Below are 20526 nucleotides of genomic sequence, written 5' to 3'. Positions count from 1 at the left end.
GGAGGCCGGTCCTCTGGTCCGCCCGTACGCACTGACCAGAGGACGCACGCGTGTGCAGGGCTTCCGCTTGGACCTCGTCACGATGCTCGTCGTCACCGGGAGGTCGCCGCAGGAGCGTGCGCGGCTGGCGCTCGAACAGCAGCGCATTCTCGAGATGTGCCGGAGGCCGGCCACCGTGGCGGATCTGACCTCTGAAATGAACCTCCCCCTGGGCGTGATGCACGTGCTCTTGGCCGACCTCTACCAGCAGGGTCTGCTCGAAGAGCGCCGCGCGGCGCCTCTGGCGGAACGCCCGTCCCCTGAAATCCTGCAGAGAGTCCTCGATGATCTTCGCGCGCTCTGATCCCGCCTCCTCTTCCGCCGAGGCCTCCGCCGCGTCCGCCGGCGACTGGCGCGACGCCATCTCCGCCGACGACGGTTCCCACCTGGCGCTGAAGGTCCTCATCGCCGGAGGCTTCGGAGTCGGCAAGACGACCCTTGTCGGGGCCGTCAGCGAGATCCGCCCCCTGCACACCGAGGAGGTGCTCACTGACGTCAGCACCGATGTGGACGACCTTCACGGCGTGGAGGGAAAGACCACCACGACCGTTGCCATGGACTTCGGGCGCCTCGCCTTCGATGACGGCATCACGCTCTACCTGTTCGGTACGCCGGGCCAGGAACGCTTCTGGTTCATGTGGGATGAGATGGCCTACGGCGCCATCGGTGCCGTGGTGCTGATCGACACGCGGCGGCTGACGGCGAGCTTCGCCGCCATCGACTATTTCGAACAGCGCGGGACACCGTTCATCGTGGCCGTCAACTGCTTCGAAGGCGCCCGGGCCCACACGCTCAAAGAGATCCGCACAGCGCTCGACATCGATCCGCACGTCCCGATCGTGCTCTGCGACGTGCGCGAACGCGACTCGGCGAAGAGCGTGCTCATCACGCTGGTCGAGCACGCTCTCGAAACCGCGTAGCCATCGATGGACGACTCCAGCTCCGATCGCCGAGCCGCCGAGTCCATATCGCCATCAGGTGGGGCGAACGGCGGCCATCACGAGCTCCCCATAGCGACGCCATTCCGCCGGGTCGACGATGCCGAGGCGGGCGAGTTGCCTGGCGCTGCCGCCTGCGAGGACCCTGATGTCGGCCACGGTCGCGTCGCGGCGGACACCGCCCTGCGCCTTGGCCGTCTCCAGAAGGGCGGAGAGCAGTCCGATGATGTGGTCGGCGTCCGAGGAGTGTTCGTAGATGACCTCGGCCATAAGCCGGTTGGCGGCCAACATCTCGAAGACGTCGGGGAGCAGCGCGGCCATGGCCTGGCGAGCGTCGCGTTCGGCAAGGGCGGCGGTCGTGCGCTCCTCGATCCTGTGGATCCAGTGCCGGATGAGGGCCTCGATCAACTCCCCCTTGGTGGGATAGCTCCGGTAGACGGTCGCCTTGCCGACACCAGCGCGGGCGGCGACCTCCGGGATGGTGGCCTCCAGGCCCCGTTCGGCGAAGACCTGGAGGGCCGCGGTGATGATGCGCTCATGGTTGCGGCGGGCGTCCGACCGGCGGCCGGACCAGTCCGGGTCGTGCTCTTCCGCCGTCATGGGGTGGGTGACGCGCCGACTGTCCATGTTCTCAAGTGTGCCGATTGCCTTGCTTGCCGACGGCGCGCGGGGTCGTGGAAAGCGGCACCGTGACGCCGGCCGCCTTCCGCACCGGCGCGCGATCGTGCCGCGCGCGCGGGATGAGCACGGCGACGACTGCCGCGACCAGTGCACCGACGGTGCTGACGACGAAGGACACCGTGTAGCTGTTCTCCGTGGGAAACCGACTTGGCGCCGTGACGCTATTGGCGAGAATGCTCGCGATGACCTGGGTGCCGAGCGAGGACCCCACGGAGCGGACGAGGGCGTTGACACCGGTCGCCTCGCCGGTCTTGGCCGCTTCAACGGCATCCACGATCAGATTGGGCATGGCAGCGAACGCAAGGCCGATGCCAGCGAAGACGACGGTGGTGTAGGCCAGGACAGTCCCTTGCGAGCCGTGTTGAAGCGCGAGCAGGCCCATGCCGACCGCAGCTACCAGTCCGCCTAGAGCCATGGGCACCTTGCCACTGAAACGCTTGGTCAACACACCGGACAGCGGCCCGGCGACCAGCATGGCCAGGCCCCCGGGCAGCATCAGCAGCCCGGCGTGGGTGGCGTCGCCGCCGAAACCGTACCCGCTCAACTGGGGTGTCTCCACGAGCTGAGGCACCAGGACGAAGACTCCGAACATTCCAGAGCCGATCAGCAGCGTGGAGAGGTTCGTCATGAGCACGGGCGGACGACCCAGCACCGCCATGTCGACCAGTGGCTCGGTGGTGCGGCGCTCGACCAGCACGAAGACGACGAGCACCGCCAGGCCGACGGCGATCAACCCCAGCGTGCGGCCGCCGGTCCAGCCCCACGACGTGGCCTGGCTGATCGCGATCAGCGGGGCGGTGATGCCCACCCCGAGCAGGACCGTGCCGACGATGTCGACGCGTCCCGGTGTACGGACCGGCGACTCCGGCAGCAGGATCTCCGCCGCGATGGCGGCGGCGACCGCCATGGCCGTGCCCGCCCAGAAGATCCAGTGGTAGGAGGCATGATCCACGAGCAGGCCGCCCATCAACAACCCGAGCCCGCCGCCTACTCCGGCAGTGGCCGAGATCAGGCCTACCGCGCTGGCGCGCCGCTGGTCGGGGAACTCATCGCGGATGATGCCGAAGCACAGCGGAAAGACACCGCCACCCGCCCCCATCACCACCCGTCCGGCCACCACCACGGCCAAACTGTCGCCTAGGGCGGCGACTGCGCCCCCGATGGCGAACACCGCCAACGAGATCACCAGTAGCCGGCGCTTGCCGAACATGTCGCCCAGCCGCCCGAAGGCCGGCGTCAGCACGGCCGCCGACACCAGGTAGCCGGTCATTGTCCAGGTCACCTTGTCGACGCTGGTGTGCAGGGACGCGGCCATGTCGCCCAATGCGGGCGCCACCGAGGTCTGCGCCAGCGAATAGGCCAGCGCGGCCACGCTGAGAATGGCCAGGCTGCGCCCTACCGGAGCGGTTCGCGCCCCGTCCGTACCTGTCATGTGCTCTGCCTCTCCGAAGGGGCTCGGTAAGTGGACCCAAAGGTCCGGTTGTCCGAATAATAACAGTCCTCAGCGGTCCGTTATTTTCTTCGAGAGAGGTCGGCGAGCGAGCTTCCTCACATCCGGGACGAGGGAGTCCAGGGCTCTGACATCGGAGAGGCGGAGTCGATGGCCGCACCGTCCAGCGCCTTCCAGCCGAGCAGCGCCGCAGGCCACATGGCCTCCACGGCCGGCGTAGGCAACGTGGCCGCGTCAAGGTCTCGGCGGCGGACGCCTGCAGCCGGGCGTCCGCCGCCGATCGGTTACTGGGAAGGCTGGGCCTTCTCGAGGGGCAGGTTGTAAAGTTGCGCCGCGTTGTCCTGCATGATCTTGCGGACGGACACCGGGTCGACGTCCTTGAGCGCCTCGGCGCTGCGCTCGACCGGCGACGGGTACAGGCAGGTCGGGTGCGGGAAATCGGTCTCCCACATGACGTTGTCGGCCCCGAGGTAGTCGAGCAGCAGGACGGGGCCGGCGTGCTCGAACCAGAACGTCCCGTAGATGCCCTTGCGGAACATCTCCAGCGCCGGCGGCTTGTTCGGCGGCGTGTAGTTCGGGAACTCCTCGCGGTACTCGTAGTCGATCCGCTCGAGGACGTAGGGGATCCACCCGATGCCGCTCTCCACCGACACCCACTTCAGGTCCGGGTACTTCAGCAGGATGTCGCTGACGACCAGGTTGGAGATGAACCGTGAATTGTTCAGCTCCATCTGCACGGAGTTCACGGGCTTGACGGCCCGCTTCTCCAGGGACGGCCAGGCCGCGTTGTGGTCCTGCCCCGACGTCGTCGAGCTCGTCGAGCCGACGTGGATGTTGATCGGCATCTTGTAGTGGGACAGGATCTCGTAGAGCGGCTCCCAGTCCGGCTGACCGAGGTCGGGAAGACCGCCCATGTGCGGGTTGCCCGCCATCGTGATGCCCCGCAGGCCCATCGCCTGCACGCGCTCGACCTCCGCGACGGAGGCCTCGATGTCCCAGAACGGGAGAACGGCCATGGGGAAGAGGCGGTCGTCGCCCTCCGCCTGCCACTCGGCGACCGCGTCGTTGTAGATCGACACGATCGCGGCGCCGGCGTCGCGGTCCAGCTGGTTGATGATCGCGTAGGCCGCGAAGCCCATGGTGTTGGGGTAGACGATCTGCGCCCAGATCCCCATCTTGTCCATGACCTCGAGGCGCGCCTTGGCGTCGTAGGACGCCTCATGGATTTGATTCCAGTCCATGCCGACGGTGATGTCGATCGAGTGCATCGGCGTCTTCTCGCCGGCCTTGTTGACGAAGCTCGCACCCCCGGCCATGAACAGCGGCGTATCGCCGACCCACCAGCGCAGGACCCCCTTGGAGTCCTCGCGCACCTGGGGCACGACGTCCCGGTACTTCGCGGGCGCCCGCGACGTCCACAAGTCGTAGGGCTCGGAGTAGTGCGAGTCCGAGTCCACCAGCTTCAGACCCGCGAACGGCCCCTCGACGGGCAATGACATGACGTTCTCCTGATCTCCAGCGGACGGCAGCGAGGCCGATGATCTAGGTTCGACCCCACGAAGACTATCCAGAATCCAGGATCTAGGATACGTTTCGAAGGCGGCAAGCAACACCCCCGACGTCCGAGGAGTGGAGAGCGCACAGGTGTCAGTACGCAGCAGAGCGGCCATCGTCGCCGTCGGCACGACCGAGCAGGGAGAGCTCAGGGGACGCGGTGCCGACGAGGTCTCGGTCGAGGCGATCCGGCTCGCGCTGGACGAGGCGGGACTCGACAAGTCGGAGGTGGACGGGCTGATCACCTGCCGGTCCAACATGAACACGGCCGGCACCGATACGTCGGTCGGCGCCCTCCTCGGCCTGAACCCCAGGTACAGCGCGACGCTCGACTACGGCACCTGCAACTTCTCGCTCCACCTCGCCGTCATGGCGATCATGGCCGGCTTGGCCGAGACGATCGTCCTCGCCTATGGAGCCACCCAGCGGACCTCGAAGGTCGACTTCGGTGTGCCGCTGGGCGTGGACCTGGCGACGGCGTCCGGATACGTCCACATCGCCGGGCCCGCGGGCCTCGCACTGCAGAGGCACAAGCACCTCTACGGCACGACCGACGAGCAGTTCGGGCACATCGCCGTCGCACAGAGGCAGTGGGCCCGTCTCAACCCGCTTGCGATCTTCACCAAGCCGCTGTCGATGGAGGACTACCTCGCCAAGCCCTACCTCGTCGAGCCGCTGCGGCGCGACGACGTCACGATGATCTCCGACGGCGGCGCGGCGCTCATCGTGACCTCCGCCGAACGCGCCGCGGACTTCCCGACGACCCCTGTCTACGTCCGCGGAATCGGGGAGGCGGCGGCCCTCAACGGCGGCCGGGAGCGCGACAACCTGCTACGTCCGTGGATCGCCAACGTCGCACGAGACGTGTACGCCAGCGCAGGAATGGGTCCGCAGGACATCGGCGCGCTCTATATCCAGGACCCGACGGCCGTGTGGGTCCTTCAAATGCTCGAGTACTACGGTTTCTGCCCGGTCGGCGAGGGCGGCCGGTTCCTGGCGGAAGGCCACACCTACCCCGGCGGCAAGCTCCCGCTGAACACCAACGGCGGCCAGCTGTCCGAGAGCTACATGTGGGGCTGGCTGCACCTGTGCGAGGCCGTCCGCCAACTGCGGGGAGAGTGCGGTGAACGCCAGGTGCCGGGCCTGGAGACCGCCATGTACTGCTCGACGATGACGTTCACGAAGGGAGCAGCGTCGATCATCTCGACGTCGAAGTGATGACCCCTATGCCACCGCTGCCCGATACCACGAACGCGCTGACCGAACCCTTCTGGGCCGGCCTGCGCGAGCATCGGCTCCTCGTCCAGCGCTGCGCGCATTGCGAGGCCCTGCGCTATCCCGCGGCGCCGATCTGCCCGACGTGCCTGACACGCGGCGGCGACTGGACCGCGGTCGCCGCCGAGGGCGATCTCTACAGTTTCGTCGTCTACCACCGTGCCCTGTCGCCCGCGTTCGCCGAGGACGTCCCTTACGCGATCGGAGTCGTGGAGATCCAGGACCGGCTCCAGATCCTCTCCCGCATCGACGCGCCGCCCGATTCGCTCTCGATCGGAACGCGTATGCGCGCCCGATACACCGACGTCTCACCGGAGGTCACTTTGCTGCATTGGGAACCGGCCGCTCGGTGGAAAGGCGCCCGGAATGACTGATCGCAGCGCAACCGCCGCGGTACCGAACGAGGCGGGCAGCCTCGCCGACATCAGGGTCATCGAGATAGGCGACCAGCAGGGCGAGTACTGCGGCCTCACACTCGCCGGCCTCGGCGCGGAGGTCGTTCGCGTGGAGCCTCCGGAGGGTGCCGGCACTCGCCGGATCGGCCCGTTCGCCGGCGATGTCGCCGATCCCGAGCGATCGCTCCACTTCTGGGCCTACAACCGCGGGAAGAAGTCGGTCGCCCTCGACCTCGGCACCCGCGAGGGCACCGAGGCGTTCGGCCGCCTCCTCGGCACCGCCGACGTGCTCATCGACTCCACACCACCGAACCACCTCGCCGGCATCGGCCTGGACTCCGAGGAGCTCGAGCGGCGTTTCCCCCGGCTCGTCACCGCCCGGATCACCCCGTTCGGAGAGGACGGGCCGTGGGCCGGCCACCGTGCCTCCGATCTGGTCCACCTCGCGCTGGGCGGGCCATTGCTCAATTGCGGCTACGACCCGCAGCCGGACGGCCACTACGACCTGCCACCGATGGCGCCGCAGCTCAACCAGGCCTTCCACATCGCGGGCGAACAGGTTTGCTTCGGTGTCATCGCCGCACTGATCCGACGCGAGCGGACCGGACGAGGACAGCGGCTCACCTGCGCCGTGCACGAGGCCGTCGCGAAGAACACCGAGACCGACCTGATGGCATGGGTCGTCCAGCGCCAGCCGTACTACCGGCAGACCGCACGGCACGCCGGACCGAAGGTCGCTTCGAACATAACGCTGGCGTACACCAAGGATGGGCGCTGGCTGAACGTGCTCAGCATCGGCGCGCGCGACCGCAACCTCCTCAAGCCCTTCCTCGAGCGGTACGGCATGGGCGAGGACGTCCCGGCCGCGGAGGTCGCCGCCGAGGTGGGCACCCGCGGGATCCCGGGAACCACCGCGTCCTCGTCGGCGAATGTCGAGATCATCCAGCGGTTCGTACGTCGATTCACGTTCGCCGAACTGCCCTGGGAGGAGATGCAGGAGGCCGGGCTGCTATGCGCCCCGGTGCGGCGACCGGACGAGAACGCGGTCGACCCCCACTGGCTCGCCCGCGGGACCTTCGCCGAGATCGAGCACCCCGAAGACGGCCGGACCTACACCTACCCGGTCAGCAAGTGGCAGGCCACGCATTCCCGGTGGCTGCACGGGAACCGGGCTCCGCGCGTCGGCGAGCACACCCGCGAGGCGATGGCCAACGCCGCGCCCCCCAGTCCGGCCGCCGCCGCGACGGCATCCCCACGCGCGCTGCAGGACGGCGAACTCTTGTCGGTGCACAAGAAGCCGTTCGCCCTGCCAGGGACCAAGATCTTCGACTTCACCTGGTTCCTGGCGTCGGCCGGTGGCACCCGGTTCCTCGCCGCGCTGGGGGCCGACGTCATCAAGGTCGAATGGAAGGCGCATCCGGACACCCGCGGCGGTGGCTTTCCCGAAGGAGGACGAGAGGCACGGCGCCGCGCCACGGCGCCCCTGACCGCACCGCCGACCGGCCCGATGAGCGGCCAGTTCAACAACAAGAACCCGGGCAAGCGCGGGATCTCCCTCAACGTCCGGCACCCCAAGGGCCGTGAGATCGCCATGGACTTCATCCGCCGAAGCGATGTCGTCGCAGAGGGCTTCTCTCCCGGAGTGTTCGAGCGGTGGGGCTTCGGATGGGACCGGTTGAAGGAGCTCAACCCTTCGATCATCTACGCTCAGCAGTCGGGCATGGGCGCGCATGGCACGTACGGCCGTTTCCGGGCGATCGGTCCGATCGCGGGCTCACTGTCCGGGCTGACGCACATGGGCGGGCTTCCCGAGCCGGCGCTCCCGACGGGCTGGGGGTACTCCTACCTGGACTGGCTGGGCGCCTACAGCTTCGCGGGCGCCATCCTCTCCGCGCTCTACCAGCGTGAGGTGACCGGTCAGGGCCAATGGATCGACGCGTCCCAGACCGAGGTGGGCATCTTCACCACAGCGGTCCCCATTCTCGACTGGTCGGTCAACGGCCGTCCGTTTCAGCGGTGGGGCAACCGGATGCCTTATGCGAACGCCGCGCCGCAGGGCGTGTACCGATGTGCCGGTACGGACCGATGGATCGCCATCACCTGCGCCGACGACCGGGACTGGCAGGCCCTCGCCACCGTATGCGGCATCGACCGCGATCCCCGTTTCGAGACGCTGGCCGGCCGGCTCCAGCACCACGACGAACTGGACCGGCTGATTGAGCGCTGGACGGTGACCCGCGACCGCTACGCCGCCATGGAGGAACTGCAACGCGCCGGTATCGCGGCAGGAGTGGCACAGACCGCCGAGGACCGTTGCGAGAACGATCCGCAGCTGGCCCACCTGGCCTGGCTCACCGAGGTGCCAAATCCGAGCATCGGCACCTGGCCGGTAGCCGAGGTCCCCTTCGACCTGTCCGAGACCCCGCCGCACGCCGGCGGGTGGATCGACAAGGGCGCACCGGTCTACGGCGAGCACAACTACGAGGTATACGGAGAGGTCCTGGGTCTGACCTGCGCCGAAGTCGACGCCCTCGCCGAGGAAGGGGTCATCTGATGGCCGGAGCGAACGTCAGCTTCGCGGGCGGGACGGTCCTTGTCACCGGGGCGAGCCGCAACATCGGCAAGGCGATCGCGTGCACCCTGGCGGCACACGGCCTGGCCATCGGGATCAACGCCCGCAGCGACCGCGAGGGCGCCGAGAAGACGTGCGCGGAGATCGTCGGTGCGGGCGGACGGGCGGTCGTCGCCATGGGCGACGTCGGCGACCCCGAAGCGTGCGGACGTATCGTCGACACGGTGACGTCCGAGCTCGGCCCGATCGGCTACCTGATCAGCAACGCCTCAGTCCGTCACTTCCAGGCGTTCACCGATATAAGCATCGCCGAATGGGACGGGGCGCTGCGGTCCAACCTGTCCGCCCTGTTCTACCTCTCCCGTCTGGTGCTGCCCGGAATGAAGGAACGCGGTTTCGGCCGGGTCATCGCCCTCGGCGGCCCGGACGGCTACCTCGGCTGGCACCATCGCGCTCATAACGTCACCGCGAAGGCCGGGCTCACCGGCCTGGTCAAGGCGATCTCCTTCGAATTCGGCCATTTCGGCGTCACGGCGAACATCGTTGTCCCCGGGGGCACGGAGACCACACGGGACGCCGCCGACTACCCGGCGGACATGACCACCCGCGAGGGGGTTCCCGAGGGCAGGCCTCTGGTAATGATCCCGCGGCTCGGCTCCACCACGGAAATCGCCGACGCTTGCGCTTTCCTGTGCTCGGATTCGGCCGGCTACATCACCGGCCAGTCCTTGCACGTCGACGGAGGCATGGTCATGCGATGACCGCGGCCATCGGCCCGCCGTGACGTTCGAGCGGCTTGTCGAACACAGCGGTCGTTCGGTTGGGCCCGGGAAACGAAGTGGGGGGGGGGGGGGCCCCGCCCCCCCCCCCCCACTTCGTTGCGGTCCAATTGCTTCGGCATCGGAACGCCTGCCCGCCGACCTCCGACAGGCCCCGTCACATCAGGTCTCGATCGGCCGTCACTCGGCGGAGACCGCGACGGTCCCCGCCGAGTCCCTTATCCGCGTGTCACACGGGCTTGGCCGCCGGTGGGTCGCTGACCATGCGCGTGCTCTGGCCGCCGTCGATGACGAACGTCTGCCCGGTGATGAAGCTGGACTCGTCACTGGCGAGGTACACGGCCAGCGCGCCGACGTCCGCCGGCACCCCGATGCGACGCATGGGAATCCGCTGCTCGATTCCATGCCGGATCATCTCGTTCGCCAGGATCGGCGCCGTCGACGCCGCCTCGATGAAGCCCGGCACGATCGAGTTGATGCGAACGCCTCGCGGCCCCAGTGACTCGGCCAGTGCCATCCCCAAGGCGTTCACGCCCCCCTTGGCCGCTGAATAGTGCCACGAATCGCCGACCGAACGCATGGAAGCGATGCTCGACATGCTGAGGAGGACTCCGCCTCGCCCGGCCGGGATCATCTTGCGCAGGGCCTCGCGGTAGAGCAGGAACACCGCGTCCAGGTTGAGAGCGATGACGCCACGCCACATCTCGGTGGGCATGTCGAGGATGTCGGCCGCTCCATACGCTTCGACGCCTCCGGAGTTCGCGACGCAGACGTCCAACCGGCCGAACTCCTCGACAGCGCCCTCGACCAGACCGACGATGTCGGCTTCCTGCGTCACGTCGGCCCGGATGGCGATGGCCTCGCCACCGGACTTGCGGATCGTGGCGGCCACCTCCTCGTTGCGTTCCTGCGTACGGCCCGAGACCACCACCTTCGCCCCGGCCTCGGAGAACGCCTCGGCGACTCCGCGGCCGATTCCGATGTTGGCCCCGGTGATGATCGCAACCCGGTCTTCGAGGGGACGACTGAGCCTGGTGGTCACGCTGCCTCCATCTGAAGCCGACGCTCATGGGTTCTCATAGCGTGCTGATCCCGACCGTCTTGATCTGGGTGTAGGTGTGCAGCGCCGCCAGGCCCTTGACCCGTCCGGTACCACTGTTCTTGAATCCGCCGAACGGCGCCTCGTTGCCGAGCCCGGCGCCGTTCACCGCGACCTGGCCGGCCTCCAGGCGGTTCGAGACACGCAGGGCACGGCCCACGTCGGATGTCCAGAGACTGGCCGCGAGCCCGTAGTCGGTGCCGTTGGCGATCTGCACGGCCTCGTCCTCGGTGTCGAAGGTGAGCACGCTCAGGACCGGGCCGAAGATCTCTTCCTGAGCGATGCGCATGTCCGGACGGACATCGGTGTAGATCGTCGGGGCGACGTAACGGCCGGCGTCGAACGGCGGCTCGGTCACCGCCTTCCCGCCCAGGCGCAAGGTGGCCTTCTCCTCACGCGCGATCTCGAAGTAGTTCATCACCTTGTCGAATTGGGCGGCGGTGATCAGCGGACCGAGGTTCTGCCCGGGCCGGAGGCCCGAAACGATGTCGGCCACGCGCTCGACCAGCGCGTCGTGGACCGGCCTCTCGACGATCAGCCGGGTGGCAGCCGAGCAGATCTGGCCCGCGTTGGCGGTGAATCCGCCGGCGACCTGGCGTGCTGCGCGGTCGAGGTCGGCGTCGGCGAAGACCACGTTGGCCGATTTGCCGCCCAGTTCGAGGGTCGCGGACACCACCCTCGCCGCTGCGGCGGCGCCGACCCGCTTGCCAGTGGCCACGGATCCGGTGAACGCGACCTTGTCGACTCCGGGGTGGTCGACGAGCGCCGCGCCGGCCTCGGGCCCCAGTCCGGTGACGACATTGAGCAGGCCCGCGGGCAGTCCGGCTTCGGTGGCGACCCTGGCCAGCAGCAGCGATGTCGCCGAGGTGAACTCCGACGGCTTCAGCACGACGGCGTTGCCGACGGCCAACGCGGGGGCGATGTCGCGTGACGCCTGGTTGAGCGGGCCGTTCCAGGGGGTGATGACGCCCACCACTCCGAAGGGTTCATGCCTGATGTAGGCGTTGGCCCCCGAGCCGAGCTCGATCGTCTCGCCGTGAAACGCACGGATCACCGAGCCGTAGTAGGCGAAGTAGTCCGCGGACAGACTCATCTCCATCCGCGGTGCCGGCTTTCCGGTCTCCGCGTGCTCCAGCGCGCTGAATTCGTCGATGCGGTCACGAATGCCCTCGGCGATGGCCAGCAGGATCCGGCTCCGCTCCGCCGGGAGGCGATCGGCCCACGCGTCCTGCGCCTCCTTGGCCGCCGATACCGCGGCGTCGATGTCAGCCGCGGTGCCGCGCGCGGGGATCGAGACGACCTCGCCCGTGACGGGGCTCGTCAGCCCCTCGATGTACCGCCCGTCGGCCGGCGCTCGGTCCGCACCGCCGATCCAGTGGTCGTATCTCTCGGCCAAGTGACCTCTCCTTTGGCGCTCGATGCTGGTCCGTGCGGTCATGACGTCCTCGGAACCGTCACCGCGCCTGAAGGCGTCATGACACTCAGAGGCTAGCTGGGATACTGGATTCACGCTACTGTAGTCAGGATACTGGATCCACGATAGAATCGTCTGCACGGTAATGCGGACTGTCCGTTGAGCAATGCGACAAAGCTGAAGGGAGCCGACATGACTGTCAGCCTTCTCGACCCGGCTGTCTTCCACGAGGCGGTGCCGCACGAGGAGTTCGATCGCCTACGACGCGAAGAGCCGGTGCTCTGGACGCCGGCCGAGTTCGGAACGAACACCGATGGGTGCTGGTCGCTGACCCGTTACGCGGACATCGCCGCCGTAGGACGAGATGTCGCGACGTTCACGAACACGCTTGGGGCGAACTACCCGATCCTCCCGTCCGAGACCGCCCGCATGGCGGACAACGTCATGTTCAACGATCCGCCCCGTCAGACCGAACTACGTCGCTTCCTCGGTGCGGCCTTCACTCCGCGCATGGTGGCCCGCTTCACGGACTGGATCACCACGCAGGTCGATGCGATCATCAAGAACCTCGCCGGCCGCGGCGAATGCGACTTCGTACCGCTCGTCGCGGTCGAACTGCCCGCGCAGGTCATCTGCTCGGTGATCGGCGTACCGCAGGAGGAGCGGGCACGGGTGGTCGCCTGGGCCGACACCATCTTCGGCCGCCTGCGCCCCGACATCGGGCCGGAGAAGTCGGTAGCCGCGATCCAGGAGGTCATGGAGTACGCCCTCGAACTGCGTGAGTCCGTGGCGGGCGGCACCGAGGTCAACATGATCACCGAGCTGGCCAAGGCCGAGCGCGACGGCGTGAAGATCACCGACTCCGAGTACCGCCAGATGATCATGTCGCTGCTGATCGCCGGCTTCGAGACCACGCACACTCTGATCGGCCAGGGGATGCGGCTCATCCTCGAGAACGCCGACATCGAGGCTCAGGCCCGCGCGGCCGCCGAGCGCGGAGACACCCGGCAGCTGGTCGAGGAGTTCCTGCGGTTCGTCACACCGGCGATGCTCATGGTGCGGCACGCCACGCGCGACGTGGAGCTGCACGACAAGGTGATCAAGAAGGACGAGAGCGTCCTGCTGTGGTTCGCCGCCGCCAACCGCGACCCGGCGGTCTTCGAGAACCCGCACACGTTCGATGCGAGCCGGACACCGAATCCGCACCAGACCTTCGGAGGCGGTGGGCCGCACTTCTGCATCGGTAACCATCTGGCCCGCCTGGAGCTGCAAATCCTGTTCCGCGACCTGCTCACCCGGGGACCGAGGATCACCCTCAACGGCCGGCCGGAACGCGGGTGGAGCATCCAGATCAACCAACTGCGGTCATTGCCGGTCGCATGCGAATAGGACCCGGCAACGCGCATAGTTTCGAAAGGTGAGCATTTGTGGAGATCGCCGTCCGCGTGCCCCCATGTGTTCCGATACCCGAATACGTCGACTTCGCCCGCCAGATGGAGGCCGGCGGCATCGACCGCATCGCCGTGCCCGACTCGCAGCTGCTCTGGCGCGATGTCTGGGCCGTCCTGGCGGTCCTGGCGGTATCGACCACGGAGCTGAATCTCTCCGTGGCCGTCACGAATCCCACGACCCGCCATGCCGCGGTGACGGCCGGTGCGACGCGCACCATCGCCGAACTCGCGCCCGACCGTTTCCACGTCGCCGTGGGCGCGGGTGAGAGCTCCGTATCCTCGATCGGCATGCCGCCCGCTCGCAACAAGGAACTCGAACGCGCGGTCAGCCAGGTACGCACGCTACTGAGCGGTGCAGAGGTCGACGACCCGGTCCAACCTTGGCGGCTGCACGACCCTCGGCAGGTGCCGGTCCTCATCGCGGCCAACGGGCCTCGCAACCTCGCCTCGGCCGGACGCGTCGCGGACGGCGCCGTCATCACCGGCACCGACTGGAAGCGCGACCGGGACATGGTCCGAGACGCCGCGGTGGCGGCCGGACGCGATCCCGAGTCGCTGGACATCATCGTGACACGGCCGTGCGTGGTCACCGACGACCCCGAGCGCGACAGCCGGTACTTCATGCCCTATTGCCTTCGCATGGCGCAGTCGCCGGCCGGAGCGGCCTTCTTCGGACGAGCCGGCATCGAATTCGAGGTGCCGCCGCCCGACAAATCGCTCGGAGACCTCAGGCATCCGGACAACTGGGACGCACTCGTCGACATCGCGTCGCAGTGGGTGCCCGTCGAGGCGGCCCTGTGGTTTGCGCGCAAGCGCACCCTGTTCGGCAGCCCGGCCGAGGTTGCGGCCGCGATCGCCGACCTGGCCGATGCGGGCGTCACGCGGTTGGCACTCGCACACACGGGTGCCTTTACGTTGCCGACCGCCTTGGTGTCCGCGCTCATTGACAGCGTCTTGCCGGCGTTGCGCTCTCTTAAGAAAGGTGCATGACATGACGTGCACAGGACCGGCTCATCCGCGAGTGGCAGGAATTCTCCGATGACCGCTTCGCTGTCAGGAGCCACCGTCCTCGTGACCGGGGCGGCCACCGGGGTCGGCCGCGCTCTGGCGCTCGAGGCCGCGCGCCGGGGGGCCGACCTGATCGCCGTCGATGTCACCGATCCGGCAGAGACGGCCGACATGATCCACGCCGCCGGTGCAACCGCGCGATCGTGCGTGGCCGACGTCCGCGATGCCGAAGCGGTACGCGCGCTCGCCGACGAGCTTTTCGACGACGGCACTGTCGACGTCGTGTGCGCGAACGCCGGCACCGGCATCGGCGGCACTGTCGACACGTTGGCCAGCAGCGATTTCAGCAATGTGCTGGCCGTCAACGTCCTCGGCGTCTTTCACACGGTTCAGGCCTTTCTGCCTGCGCTGCGACGCACGCGCGCCGCGGGCCGGCCCGCCTCGGTGCTCATCACCGGCTCTGAACACTCGCTCGGAGTGCCGCCTTACGTGCCGCCGATGACCGCGTACACCACTTCCAAGCATGCGGTGCTCGGGTTGGCCGCGTCCCTCCGGCGCGACCTCGCCGAAGATGACATCCAGGTCTCCTTGCTGTGCCCGAGTTACGTGCGGACGGAACGGCTGGCGGACTACGCGTCGAAGGACCCGGCATTCGCGTCCATTCTGCAAACCTACGGGCAGGACGCCGATGTCGTGGCCGCGGCGGCATTCGACGGGCTGGCCGCCGGGCAGTTCGTCGTACCGACCAACGCGGTGAGCCGGGACTTCGTTGTCGACCTGCACAAGACTCTCATCGACGCGATGGAGGCGGTAACGGCGACGGGCCGACCGGCGAGCTGAGCGGTCGACCCTGTGCATGCGCAGGTTTGACGGGGCCGCTGAAAGCAGCAGTCCCCCTTCGTGATGTGCCCAGACGTCGGGCGACTCGTCGGCCAACAAGCACCTGGCCGGACGTGCAGACCGCTGACGGCTGCGGGTTCTGTGCTCTGACCAGGCCGGTTACTTCACCGGCCAGTCCCTTCAACGGAGGAATGGTGATGTGATGACCACGGCGATCGACCCGCCGATCACGCCGGAACGGCTCAGCAGACTCGCGGCCCTGGCGAACGACGACGGCGAGACACGCGTGAACAGCCGGGACTGGACCGGCTCGATCACGTTCGAGATCCAGGGCGAGGAGCACCGGCTCCAGGTGCGTTCCGGCGTTTTCACCCCGATGGACGCTGACGCGGCCGGGCTTGCCGGCACCCATGTCGTCGCGCGCGGCACCGCCGAGCACTGGGCGAAGGTACTTCTGCGCGTCCCACCGCCGGGGTTCACCGACGTCTTCGGCGGCGCCTTCCTCGGGATGACCGTCGAGCCCGCGCACCTGAGCGCCGACCTGCACCTGGCGGTGCGCCGGCTGGTCGAGTTGCTGCGGCACCTCGTCAACGGCACCGATCCGGCACCGCAGCCTGATACGGCACGGCGTCCCCACGGCACGCTGGACGCCGCAGTCGGTCGCTACATCCACCTCGACATCGACGGGCGCGATCACCGGCTCTACTTCGAGGAAGCCGGATCAGGCATCGGCCTCCTCTGCCAGCACACCGCCGGCGCCGACGCGCGGCAATGGCGCCACCTGCTCGAGGACGAACGGATCACCAGCCGGTTCCGGGTCATCGCCTATGACCTGCCCTACCACGGAAGGTCGCTGCCGCCGACGGGCGTCGCCTGGTGGGCGGAGGAGTACCGGCTGACGCGCGACCACCTCATGCAGATCCCGATCAGGCTCGCCGAGGCGCTGGGCGTCGAGCGTCCGGTCTTCATCGGCTCGTCGGTCGGCGGGATGCTCGCCCTCGACCTCGCCCGCTTCCACCCCGACCGGTTCCGCTCGGTCATCTCGTGTGAAGGCGCCCTCCATCTGGGGCCTGAGGGCCCGGAGGAACGAAATGCGACCGGCGACGACCCGGCCGAACACGCCGCCGCGATGATGTCGTGGATGGGGGCGACCGCTCCCGAGGCGCTCCGGCAGGAAACGCGGTTGCACTACGCCCAGGGCGCACCCGGCGTCTTCGCTGGGGACATCGCCTACTTCAGCGGCGATCACGACCTCCGCGGCCAGGCCCACCTGATCGACACCGCGAGGTGCCCGGTGCACATGCTCACCGGCGACTACGACTTCGTCACGGTGCCGGCCTCCGAGCGCGCGGCGGCCGCGATACCGGGCGTCACTCTGACGCTGATGCCCGGCCTCGGGCACTTCCCCATGTCGGAGGACCCCGAGCGCTTCGCCGAGTACCTGATGCCCGTGCTCGACCGCGCCGCCGCATGCCCCTGACGTATCACTCCACCCCAGCGAAGAACGGATCGCCCGATGCCAGTGGATCTTTCCGACGCGGAGGTCTTCCATGACGCGGTGCCTCATGAGGAGTTCGAGCGGCTCCGCAACGAGACGCCCGTGCACTGGACGCCGACCGAGGACGGCGCCGCGAACGGCGGCTTCTGGTCGCTGACCAGATTCGCCGACATAGCAGCGGCAGGCCGTGACACCTCGACCTTTAGCAGTTCGCTCGGTATCTGCTACCCGGCGAACTATGCGGAAGCGCCGCTGATGGTCGACAACGTCATCTATAACGACCCGCCACAGCACGCCGGGATCCGCCAGCTCGTCGGCGCGGCGTTCACCCCGCGGGTGGTCGCGCGGTTCTCCGACTGGATCACCGAGCGGGTCGACATATCCTCGACGGGCTGGCCGGTCGAGGAGCGTGCGACCTGGTGCCGCTCGTCGCCGTCGAGCTGCCCGCCCAGGTGATCTGCTCGGTCATGGGCGTGCCGGACGACATGCGCGGGCAGGTCGTGCGCTGGGCGGACGAGATCTTCTCGCGGCAGCGCACCGAGGACGGCCCCGAGCGGGCGCTGGCGGCGATCCAGAACGTGATGCAGTACGCCCTCGAACTGCGCGACGCCAGCCGAGGCGCCACGAACGACAACATGCTCGGCGAGCTGGCCGAGGCCGAGCGCGCCGGCGTCAAGATCACCGACGGCCAGTTCATGCAGCTGTTCATGTCGCTGCTGATCGCCGGCTTCGAGACGACGCACACCCTCATCGGGCAGAGCCTTCGCATGGTCCTGGAGGATCCGGACGTCGCGGCGCAGGCACGGGCCGCGCAGGCGAACGGCCAGATCCGCGAACTGGTCGAGGAGTTCCTCCGCTACATCACGCCGGCGATGCACATGGCCAGGCACGCGACCCGGGACGTCGAACTGCACGGCACGCGGATTCGCAAGGGCGACATGGTGCTTCTCTGGCATGTGTCCGCGAACCGCGACGCCTCGGTGTTCGACGACCCGCACCGCTTCGACTCGCTCCGGAAGCGCAACACCCACCAGAGCTTCGGCGGTGGCGGACCGCACTTCTGCATCGGCAATCACCTGGCCCGGCTGGAGGTGCAGATCCTGTACCGCGAACTGCTGTCGCGGGATCTGAAGATCACGCTGAACGGCCGGCCGGAGCGCGGCTGGTCGGTGTTCATCGATCAACTCCTCTCCCTTCCGGTGGTGTGCGAGTGACCGGCGCCGACTCCAGAAGCGGCAGGGAACACCGAGCAGGAAGGCTGAGGGTCACGACCGTGGAGATCATCGTTCGCGTCCCACCGTGCCGGCCCGTCCGGGAACTTGTGGAGTTGACGCAGCACATGGAGGACCTCGGCGTCGACCGCGTGTCCTTTCCGGACTCGCAACTGCTGTGGCGGGAAGTGTGGTCGACAGTGTCGGCCGTCGCGGTGTCGACGGAGCGGATCGGGCTCGCGGTGTCGGTCACGAATCCGGTGACGCGGCACCCGACGGTGACGGCCTCCGCCGCGCGCTCGATCGCCGAAATCGCGCCGGGGCGGCTCACGCTCGCCGTCGGAGCGGGCGACAGCGCCCTGACGCACATAGGTGAGCGTCCGGTGCGAAGCCAGACGCTCGAGCACGCGGTCGGCGCGATCCGCACCCTGCTGGCAGGAGAGGAGGTCGCCCACGGCGTCCACCCGTGGCGGCTGCACCATCCGGTCGCGGTCCCCGTGACCATCGGCGCCTCAGGGCCGCGCAACCTGGCGCTCGCCGGGCGGATCGCCGACGGCGCCGTGATCCCCAGCATGGCGTGGGACCGCGACACCGGCATCGTGCGCGACGCCGCCAAGGCCGCCGGACGCGATCCGGACGACCTCAGCTACACCATGACCCGCTCCTGCGTCATCACCGACGACCCCGAGCGTGACGCCGTGGTGTTCAAGCCGATGTGCCTGCGCTTGGCGCAGCTCGGCGGAGCCGAGCTCTTCGCGGCCGCCGGCGTCCCGGTCGACGTCCCCGACCACGACCTCGAGCTCGGCGACCTCGGGCACCCGGAGGACTGGGACGAGGCCGTCAAGACCTGTTCGGCGTGGATCTCGGACGAGGCCGCGCTCTGGTTCGCTCGGACACGTTCCCTCTTCGGCACGCCCGATGAGGTCGTCGCGCAACTGCGCGAACTCGAGCGGAACGGCGTGCGCAGCATCCTGCTCTCCCATCCGGGTGCCTTCTCCCTGCCGAGCGACCTCATCGAGACGCTCGGCGAATCGGTGTTGCCAAGCCTGCGACGGTCAGGCTCCTGATCCATGTCCAGGTGGCAGAGCGGAGCCGCCCCGATAGGAACGCCGCACATCGAGGTGCAGGACATCACCCGCGCCGTCGCCTTCCTGACGAGCGAGGAGGCACGGTACATCATTGGCGCCGTGCTCGCCGTGACGGCCGACAAGTCCGGCAGCGCGACCGGCTGAGCTCGGATCCTGCGGCTTCGCGGGACGGTGCTCGTCCGCCCGGGCACCGTCCCGCGACTCATCGCTCCTGCCAGGCTCCGCTCAGCACACGCCCGGCCTTCAGCCCAGGGAAGTGGCAGCCCACACCAAGGCCGCCGTTGCCTTCGAGATCGCGCAGGAACGCTTCGCGTGTCCGGCGTGCAGCGACCGGATCCACGTCACTGGACGCCTCCCAATCAACCTGCGTCAGCTGCTGCGGGCAGTAGAGCGCGTCCCCGAACAGCAACGCACGCTCGCCCGCATCATGTACTGCGTAGATACTGTGCCCTGGAGTATGGCCGGGCGCAGCCAGCCTGGTCAGTCCGGACACGATCTCGTCGTCCCCATCGAGCAGCGTGACCCTGTCTTGCTCGGCCATGGCCGCCAGCGCATGCCGGACGTGCTCTTCCAAGCCCAGACCGGCGCCATCCGGAGCCATGAAGTAGTCCCAGTCCGCTCGTCCCACGACGACTTGTGCGCTGTGGAAGAGCGGCCTGCCCTCGGCGTCCGCCAGCCACCCGGTGTGGTCCGGATGCAAATGACTCAAGGCGATCACGTGGATGTCGTCAAAGCTCAAGCCGTATCGGCTCAGCTGCCCCGGCAGCATTCCGCCCACCATTATTCCGCGGCCGCCGTGATCGTTCGGGCCGAAGCCGGCATCGATCAGCGCGTTCCGTTCTCCAGGCCAGACGAATGCACCAATGGGCATGCGGACCGTATCGTGACCTGCCGCGCGCATTTGCTCGTAGAATCCGTGCGGATCGTCCGGCGACCCTAGAAAATGGGGAACCGAGTTCAGCGCGAAGAAGCCGTCCGACAGGGCGAGCATGGTCCTGTCGCCGATGCGCAACTCCTCGGCCGCGAGAGTGGACACCGGGTCCGCTCGCAGTGCGTATCGCGACAATGCCTGCCCGTCCTGGTCGCCGCCGCACTGTGCCATGGACGCCATCTCTTGCCTTCCGCGTCGGGGGGTTCCTGCGACATCCAGCGTCCGCGGTTCCTGAGCGCCGAACAGCTTCACCGCGCCGGGAAGAAGGAACGACCAGGATGCCTTCTCGCCATTATTGCATCC

20 protein-coding genes are annotated in these 20526 nt (G+C 68.2%); 14 read left to right on the top strand and 6 right to left on the bottom strand.

Features of this window, described 5'->3' with window-relative positions:
- Positions 1 to 52 precede the first annotated feature (52 nt).
- Both F8568_RS05760 and F8568_RS05755 read left to right on the top strand, forming a co-directional pair.
- Positions 53 to 343, top strand: coding sequence for a DUF742 domain-containing protein (locus F8568_RS05760; protein ID WP_328600733.1), 291 nt, complete (start codon positions 53 to 55; stop codon positions 341 to 343).
- Positions 324 to 959: a GTP-binding protein gene (locus F8568_RS05755; protein ID WP_151592100.1), complete on the top strand. Its 636-nt coding sequence runs from the start codon at positions 324 to 326 to the stop codon at positions 957 to 959. Before F8568_RS05760 ends, F8568_RS05755 begins: the two co-directional genes overlap by 20 nt.
- 54 nt (positions 960 to 1013) lie before the next feature.
- Here F8568_RS05755 and F8568_RS05750 read toward each other — a convergent pair whose 3' ends face one another.
- The 3 genes from F8568_RS05750 to F8568_RS05740 form a co-directional block, all read right to left on the bottom strand.
- Entirely contained in the window at positions 1014 to 1604 is a 591-nt protein-coding gene (locus F8568_RS05750) for a TetR/AcrR family transcriptional regulator (RefSeq protein WP_202124526.1), read from the bottom strand.
- Positions 1605 to 1608: 4 nt separating this feature from the next.
- Positions 1609 to 3030, bottom strand: coding sequence for an MFS transporter (locus tag F8568_RS05745; RefSeq protein ID WP_202124525.1), 1422 nt, complete (start codon positions 3028 to 3030; stop codon positions 1609 to 1611).
- 362 nt (positions 3031 to 3392) lie between these two features.
- Complete coding sequence (locus F8568_RS05740) at positions 3393 to 4607, bottom strand: amidohydrolase family protein (RefSeq protein ID WP_160573522.1); 1215 nt, start codon at positions 4605 to 4607, stop codon at positions 3393 to 3395.
- 145 nt (positions 4608 to 4752) lie between these two features.
- On the opposite strand from F8568_RS05740, the gene F8568_RS05735 reads away from it, so the two are divergent.
- Genes F8568_RS05735 through F8568_RS05720 form a run of 4 tightly spaced genes read left to right on the top strand, consistent with a single transcriptional unit; the run spans position 4753 to position 9665 of the window.
- A complete protein-coding gene (locus tag F8568_RS05735) occupies positions 4753 to 5880 on the top strand; it encodes a thiolase C-terminal domain-containing protein (protein WP_151592096.1) in 1128 nt (375 codons plus the stop codon).
- A gap of 8 nt (positions 5881 to 5888) precedes the next feature.
- The gene (locus tag F8568_RS05730) at positions 5889 to 6311 is read left to right on the top strand and encodes a Zn-ribbon domain-containing OB-fold protein (RefSeq protein WP_160573521.1); all 423 of its coding nucleotides are present in this window, start codon (positions 5889 to 5891) and stop codon (positions 6309 to 6311) included.
- The gene (locus F8568_RS05725; protein ID WP_151592092.1) at positions 6304 to 8886 is read left to right on the top strand and encodes a CaiB/BaiF CoA transferase family protein; all 2583 of its coding nucleotides are present in this window, start codon (positions 6304 to 6306) and stop codon (positions 8884 to 8886) included. Before F8568_RS05730 ends, F8568_RS05725 begins: the two co-directional genes overlap by 8 nt.
- Entirely contained in the window at positions 8886 to 9665 is a 780-nt protein-coding gene (locus F8568_RS05720; protein ID WP_151592090.1) for an SDR family oxidoreductase, read from the top strand. Before F8568_RS05725 ends, F8568_RS05720 begins: the two co-directional genes overlap by 1 nt.
- A gap of 247 nt (positions 9666 to 9912) precedes the next feature.
- Here F8568_RS05720 and F8568_RS05715 read toward each other — a convergent pair whose 3' ends face one another.
- On the bottom strand, positions 9913 to 10725 hold the full coding sequence (locus F8568_RS05715) for an SDR family NAD(P)-dependent oxidoreductase (protein WP_151592088.1): 813 nt from the start codon (positions 10723 to 10725) through the stop codon (positions 9913 to 9915).
- Between the two features lie 34 nt (positions 10726 to 10759).
- Positions 10760 to 12178 carry an aldehyde dehydrogenase family protein gene (locus tag F8568_RS05710; protein WP_202124524.1) on the bottom strand — a complete coding sequence of 473 codons (1419 nt, stop codon included), beginning with the start codon at positions 12176 to 12178 and terminating at the stop codon, positions 10760 to 10762.
- A gap of 210 nt (positions 12179 to 12388) precedes the next feature.
- Here F8568_RS05710 and F8568_RS05705 point away from each other — a divergent pair, with 210 nt between their 5' ends.
- From F8568_RS05705 to F8568_RS05670, 8 genes are all read left to right on the top strand, one after another.
- Positions 12389 to 13585, top strand: a complete 1197-nt coding sequence (locus F8568_RS05705) for a cytochrome P450 (RefSeq protein WP_151592084.1) — start codon at positions 12389 to 12391, stop codon at positions 13583 to 13585.
- A gap of 38 nt (positions 13586 to 13623) precedes the next feature.
- A complete protein-coding gene (locus F8568_RS05700) occupies positions 13624 to 14637 on the top strand; it encodes an LLM class flavin-dependent oxidoreductase (protein ID WP_151592082.1) in 1014 nt (337 codons plus the stop codon).
- A 48-nt stretch (positions 14638 to 14685) separates the two neighbouring features.
- Entirely contained in the window at positions 14686 to 15495 is an 810-nt protein-coding gene (locus tag F8568_RS05695) for an SDR family NAD(P)-dependent oxidoreductase (RefSeq protein ID WP_151592080.1), read from the top strand.
- A 202-nt stretch (positions 15496 to 15697) separates the two neighbouring features.
- On the top strand, positions 15698 to 16975 hold the full coding sequence (locus tag F8568_RS05690) for an alpha/beta fold hydrolase (RefSeq protein WP_202124523.1): 1278 nt from the start codon (positions 15698 to 15700) through the stop codon (positions 16973 to 16975).
- 36 nt (positions 16976 to 17011) lie between these two features.
- On the top strand, positions 17012 to 17449 hold the full coding sequence (locus F8568_RS05685) for a cytochrome P450 family protein (protein WP_151592078.1): 438 nt from the start codon (positions 17012 to 17014) through the stop codon (positions 17447 to 17449).
- Positions 17413 to 18207: a cytochrome P450 gene (locus F8568_RS05680; protein ID WP_151592076.1), complete on the top strand. Its 795-nt coding sequence runs from the start codon at positions 17413 to 17415 to the stop codon at positions 18205 to 18207. The genes F8568_RS05685 and F8568_RS05680 overlap by 37 nt, the downstream gene beginning before the upstream one ends.
- A complete protein-coding gene (locus F8568_RS05675) occupies positions 18198 to 19271 on the top strand; it encodes an LLM class flavin-dependent oxidoreductase (RefSeq protein ID WP_328600732.1) in 1074 nt (357 codons plus the stop codon). The genes F8568_RS05680 and F8568_RS05675 overlap by 10 nt, the downstream gene beginning before the upstream one ends.
- A gap of 3 nt (positions 19272 to 19274) precedes the next feature.
- Positions 19275 to 19436, top strand: coding sequence for a hypothetical protein (locus F8568_RS05670; RefSeq protein ID WP_160573520.1), 162 nt, complete (start codon positions 19275 to 19277; stop codon positions 19434 to 19436).
- 58 nt (positions 19437 to 19494) lie between these two features.
- Here the strand turns inward: F8568_RS05670 and F8568_RS05665 are convergent, their stop codons facing one another.
- Positions 19495 to 20394 carry an MBL fold metallo-hydrolase gene (locus F8568_RS05665; protein ID WP_160573519.1) on the bottom strand — a complete coding sequence of 300 codons (900 nt, stop codon included), beginning with the start codon at positions 20392 to 20394 and terminating at the stop codon, positions 19495 to 19497.
- Positions 20395 to 20526 lie beyond the last annotated feature (132 nt).

This window comes from Actinomadura physcomitrii, from assembly GCF_008923205.2.
Taxonomy (GTDB): domain Bacteria; phylum Actinomycetota; class Actinomycetes; order Streptosporangiales; family Streptosporangiaceae; genus Spirillospora; species Spirillospora physcomitrii.
Note: the sequence above shows the minus strand (reverse complement) of the source record. Positions and strands in the feature narration are given on the sequence as shown.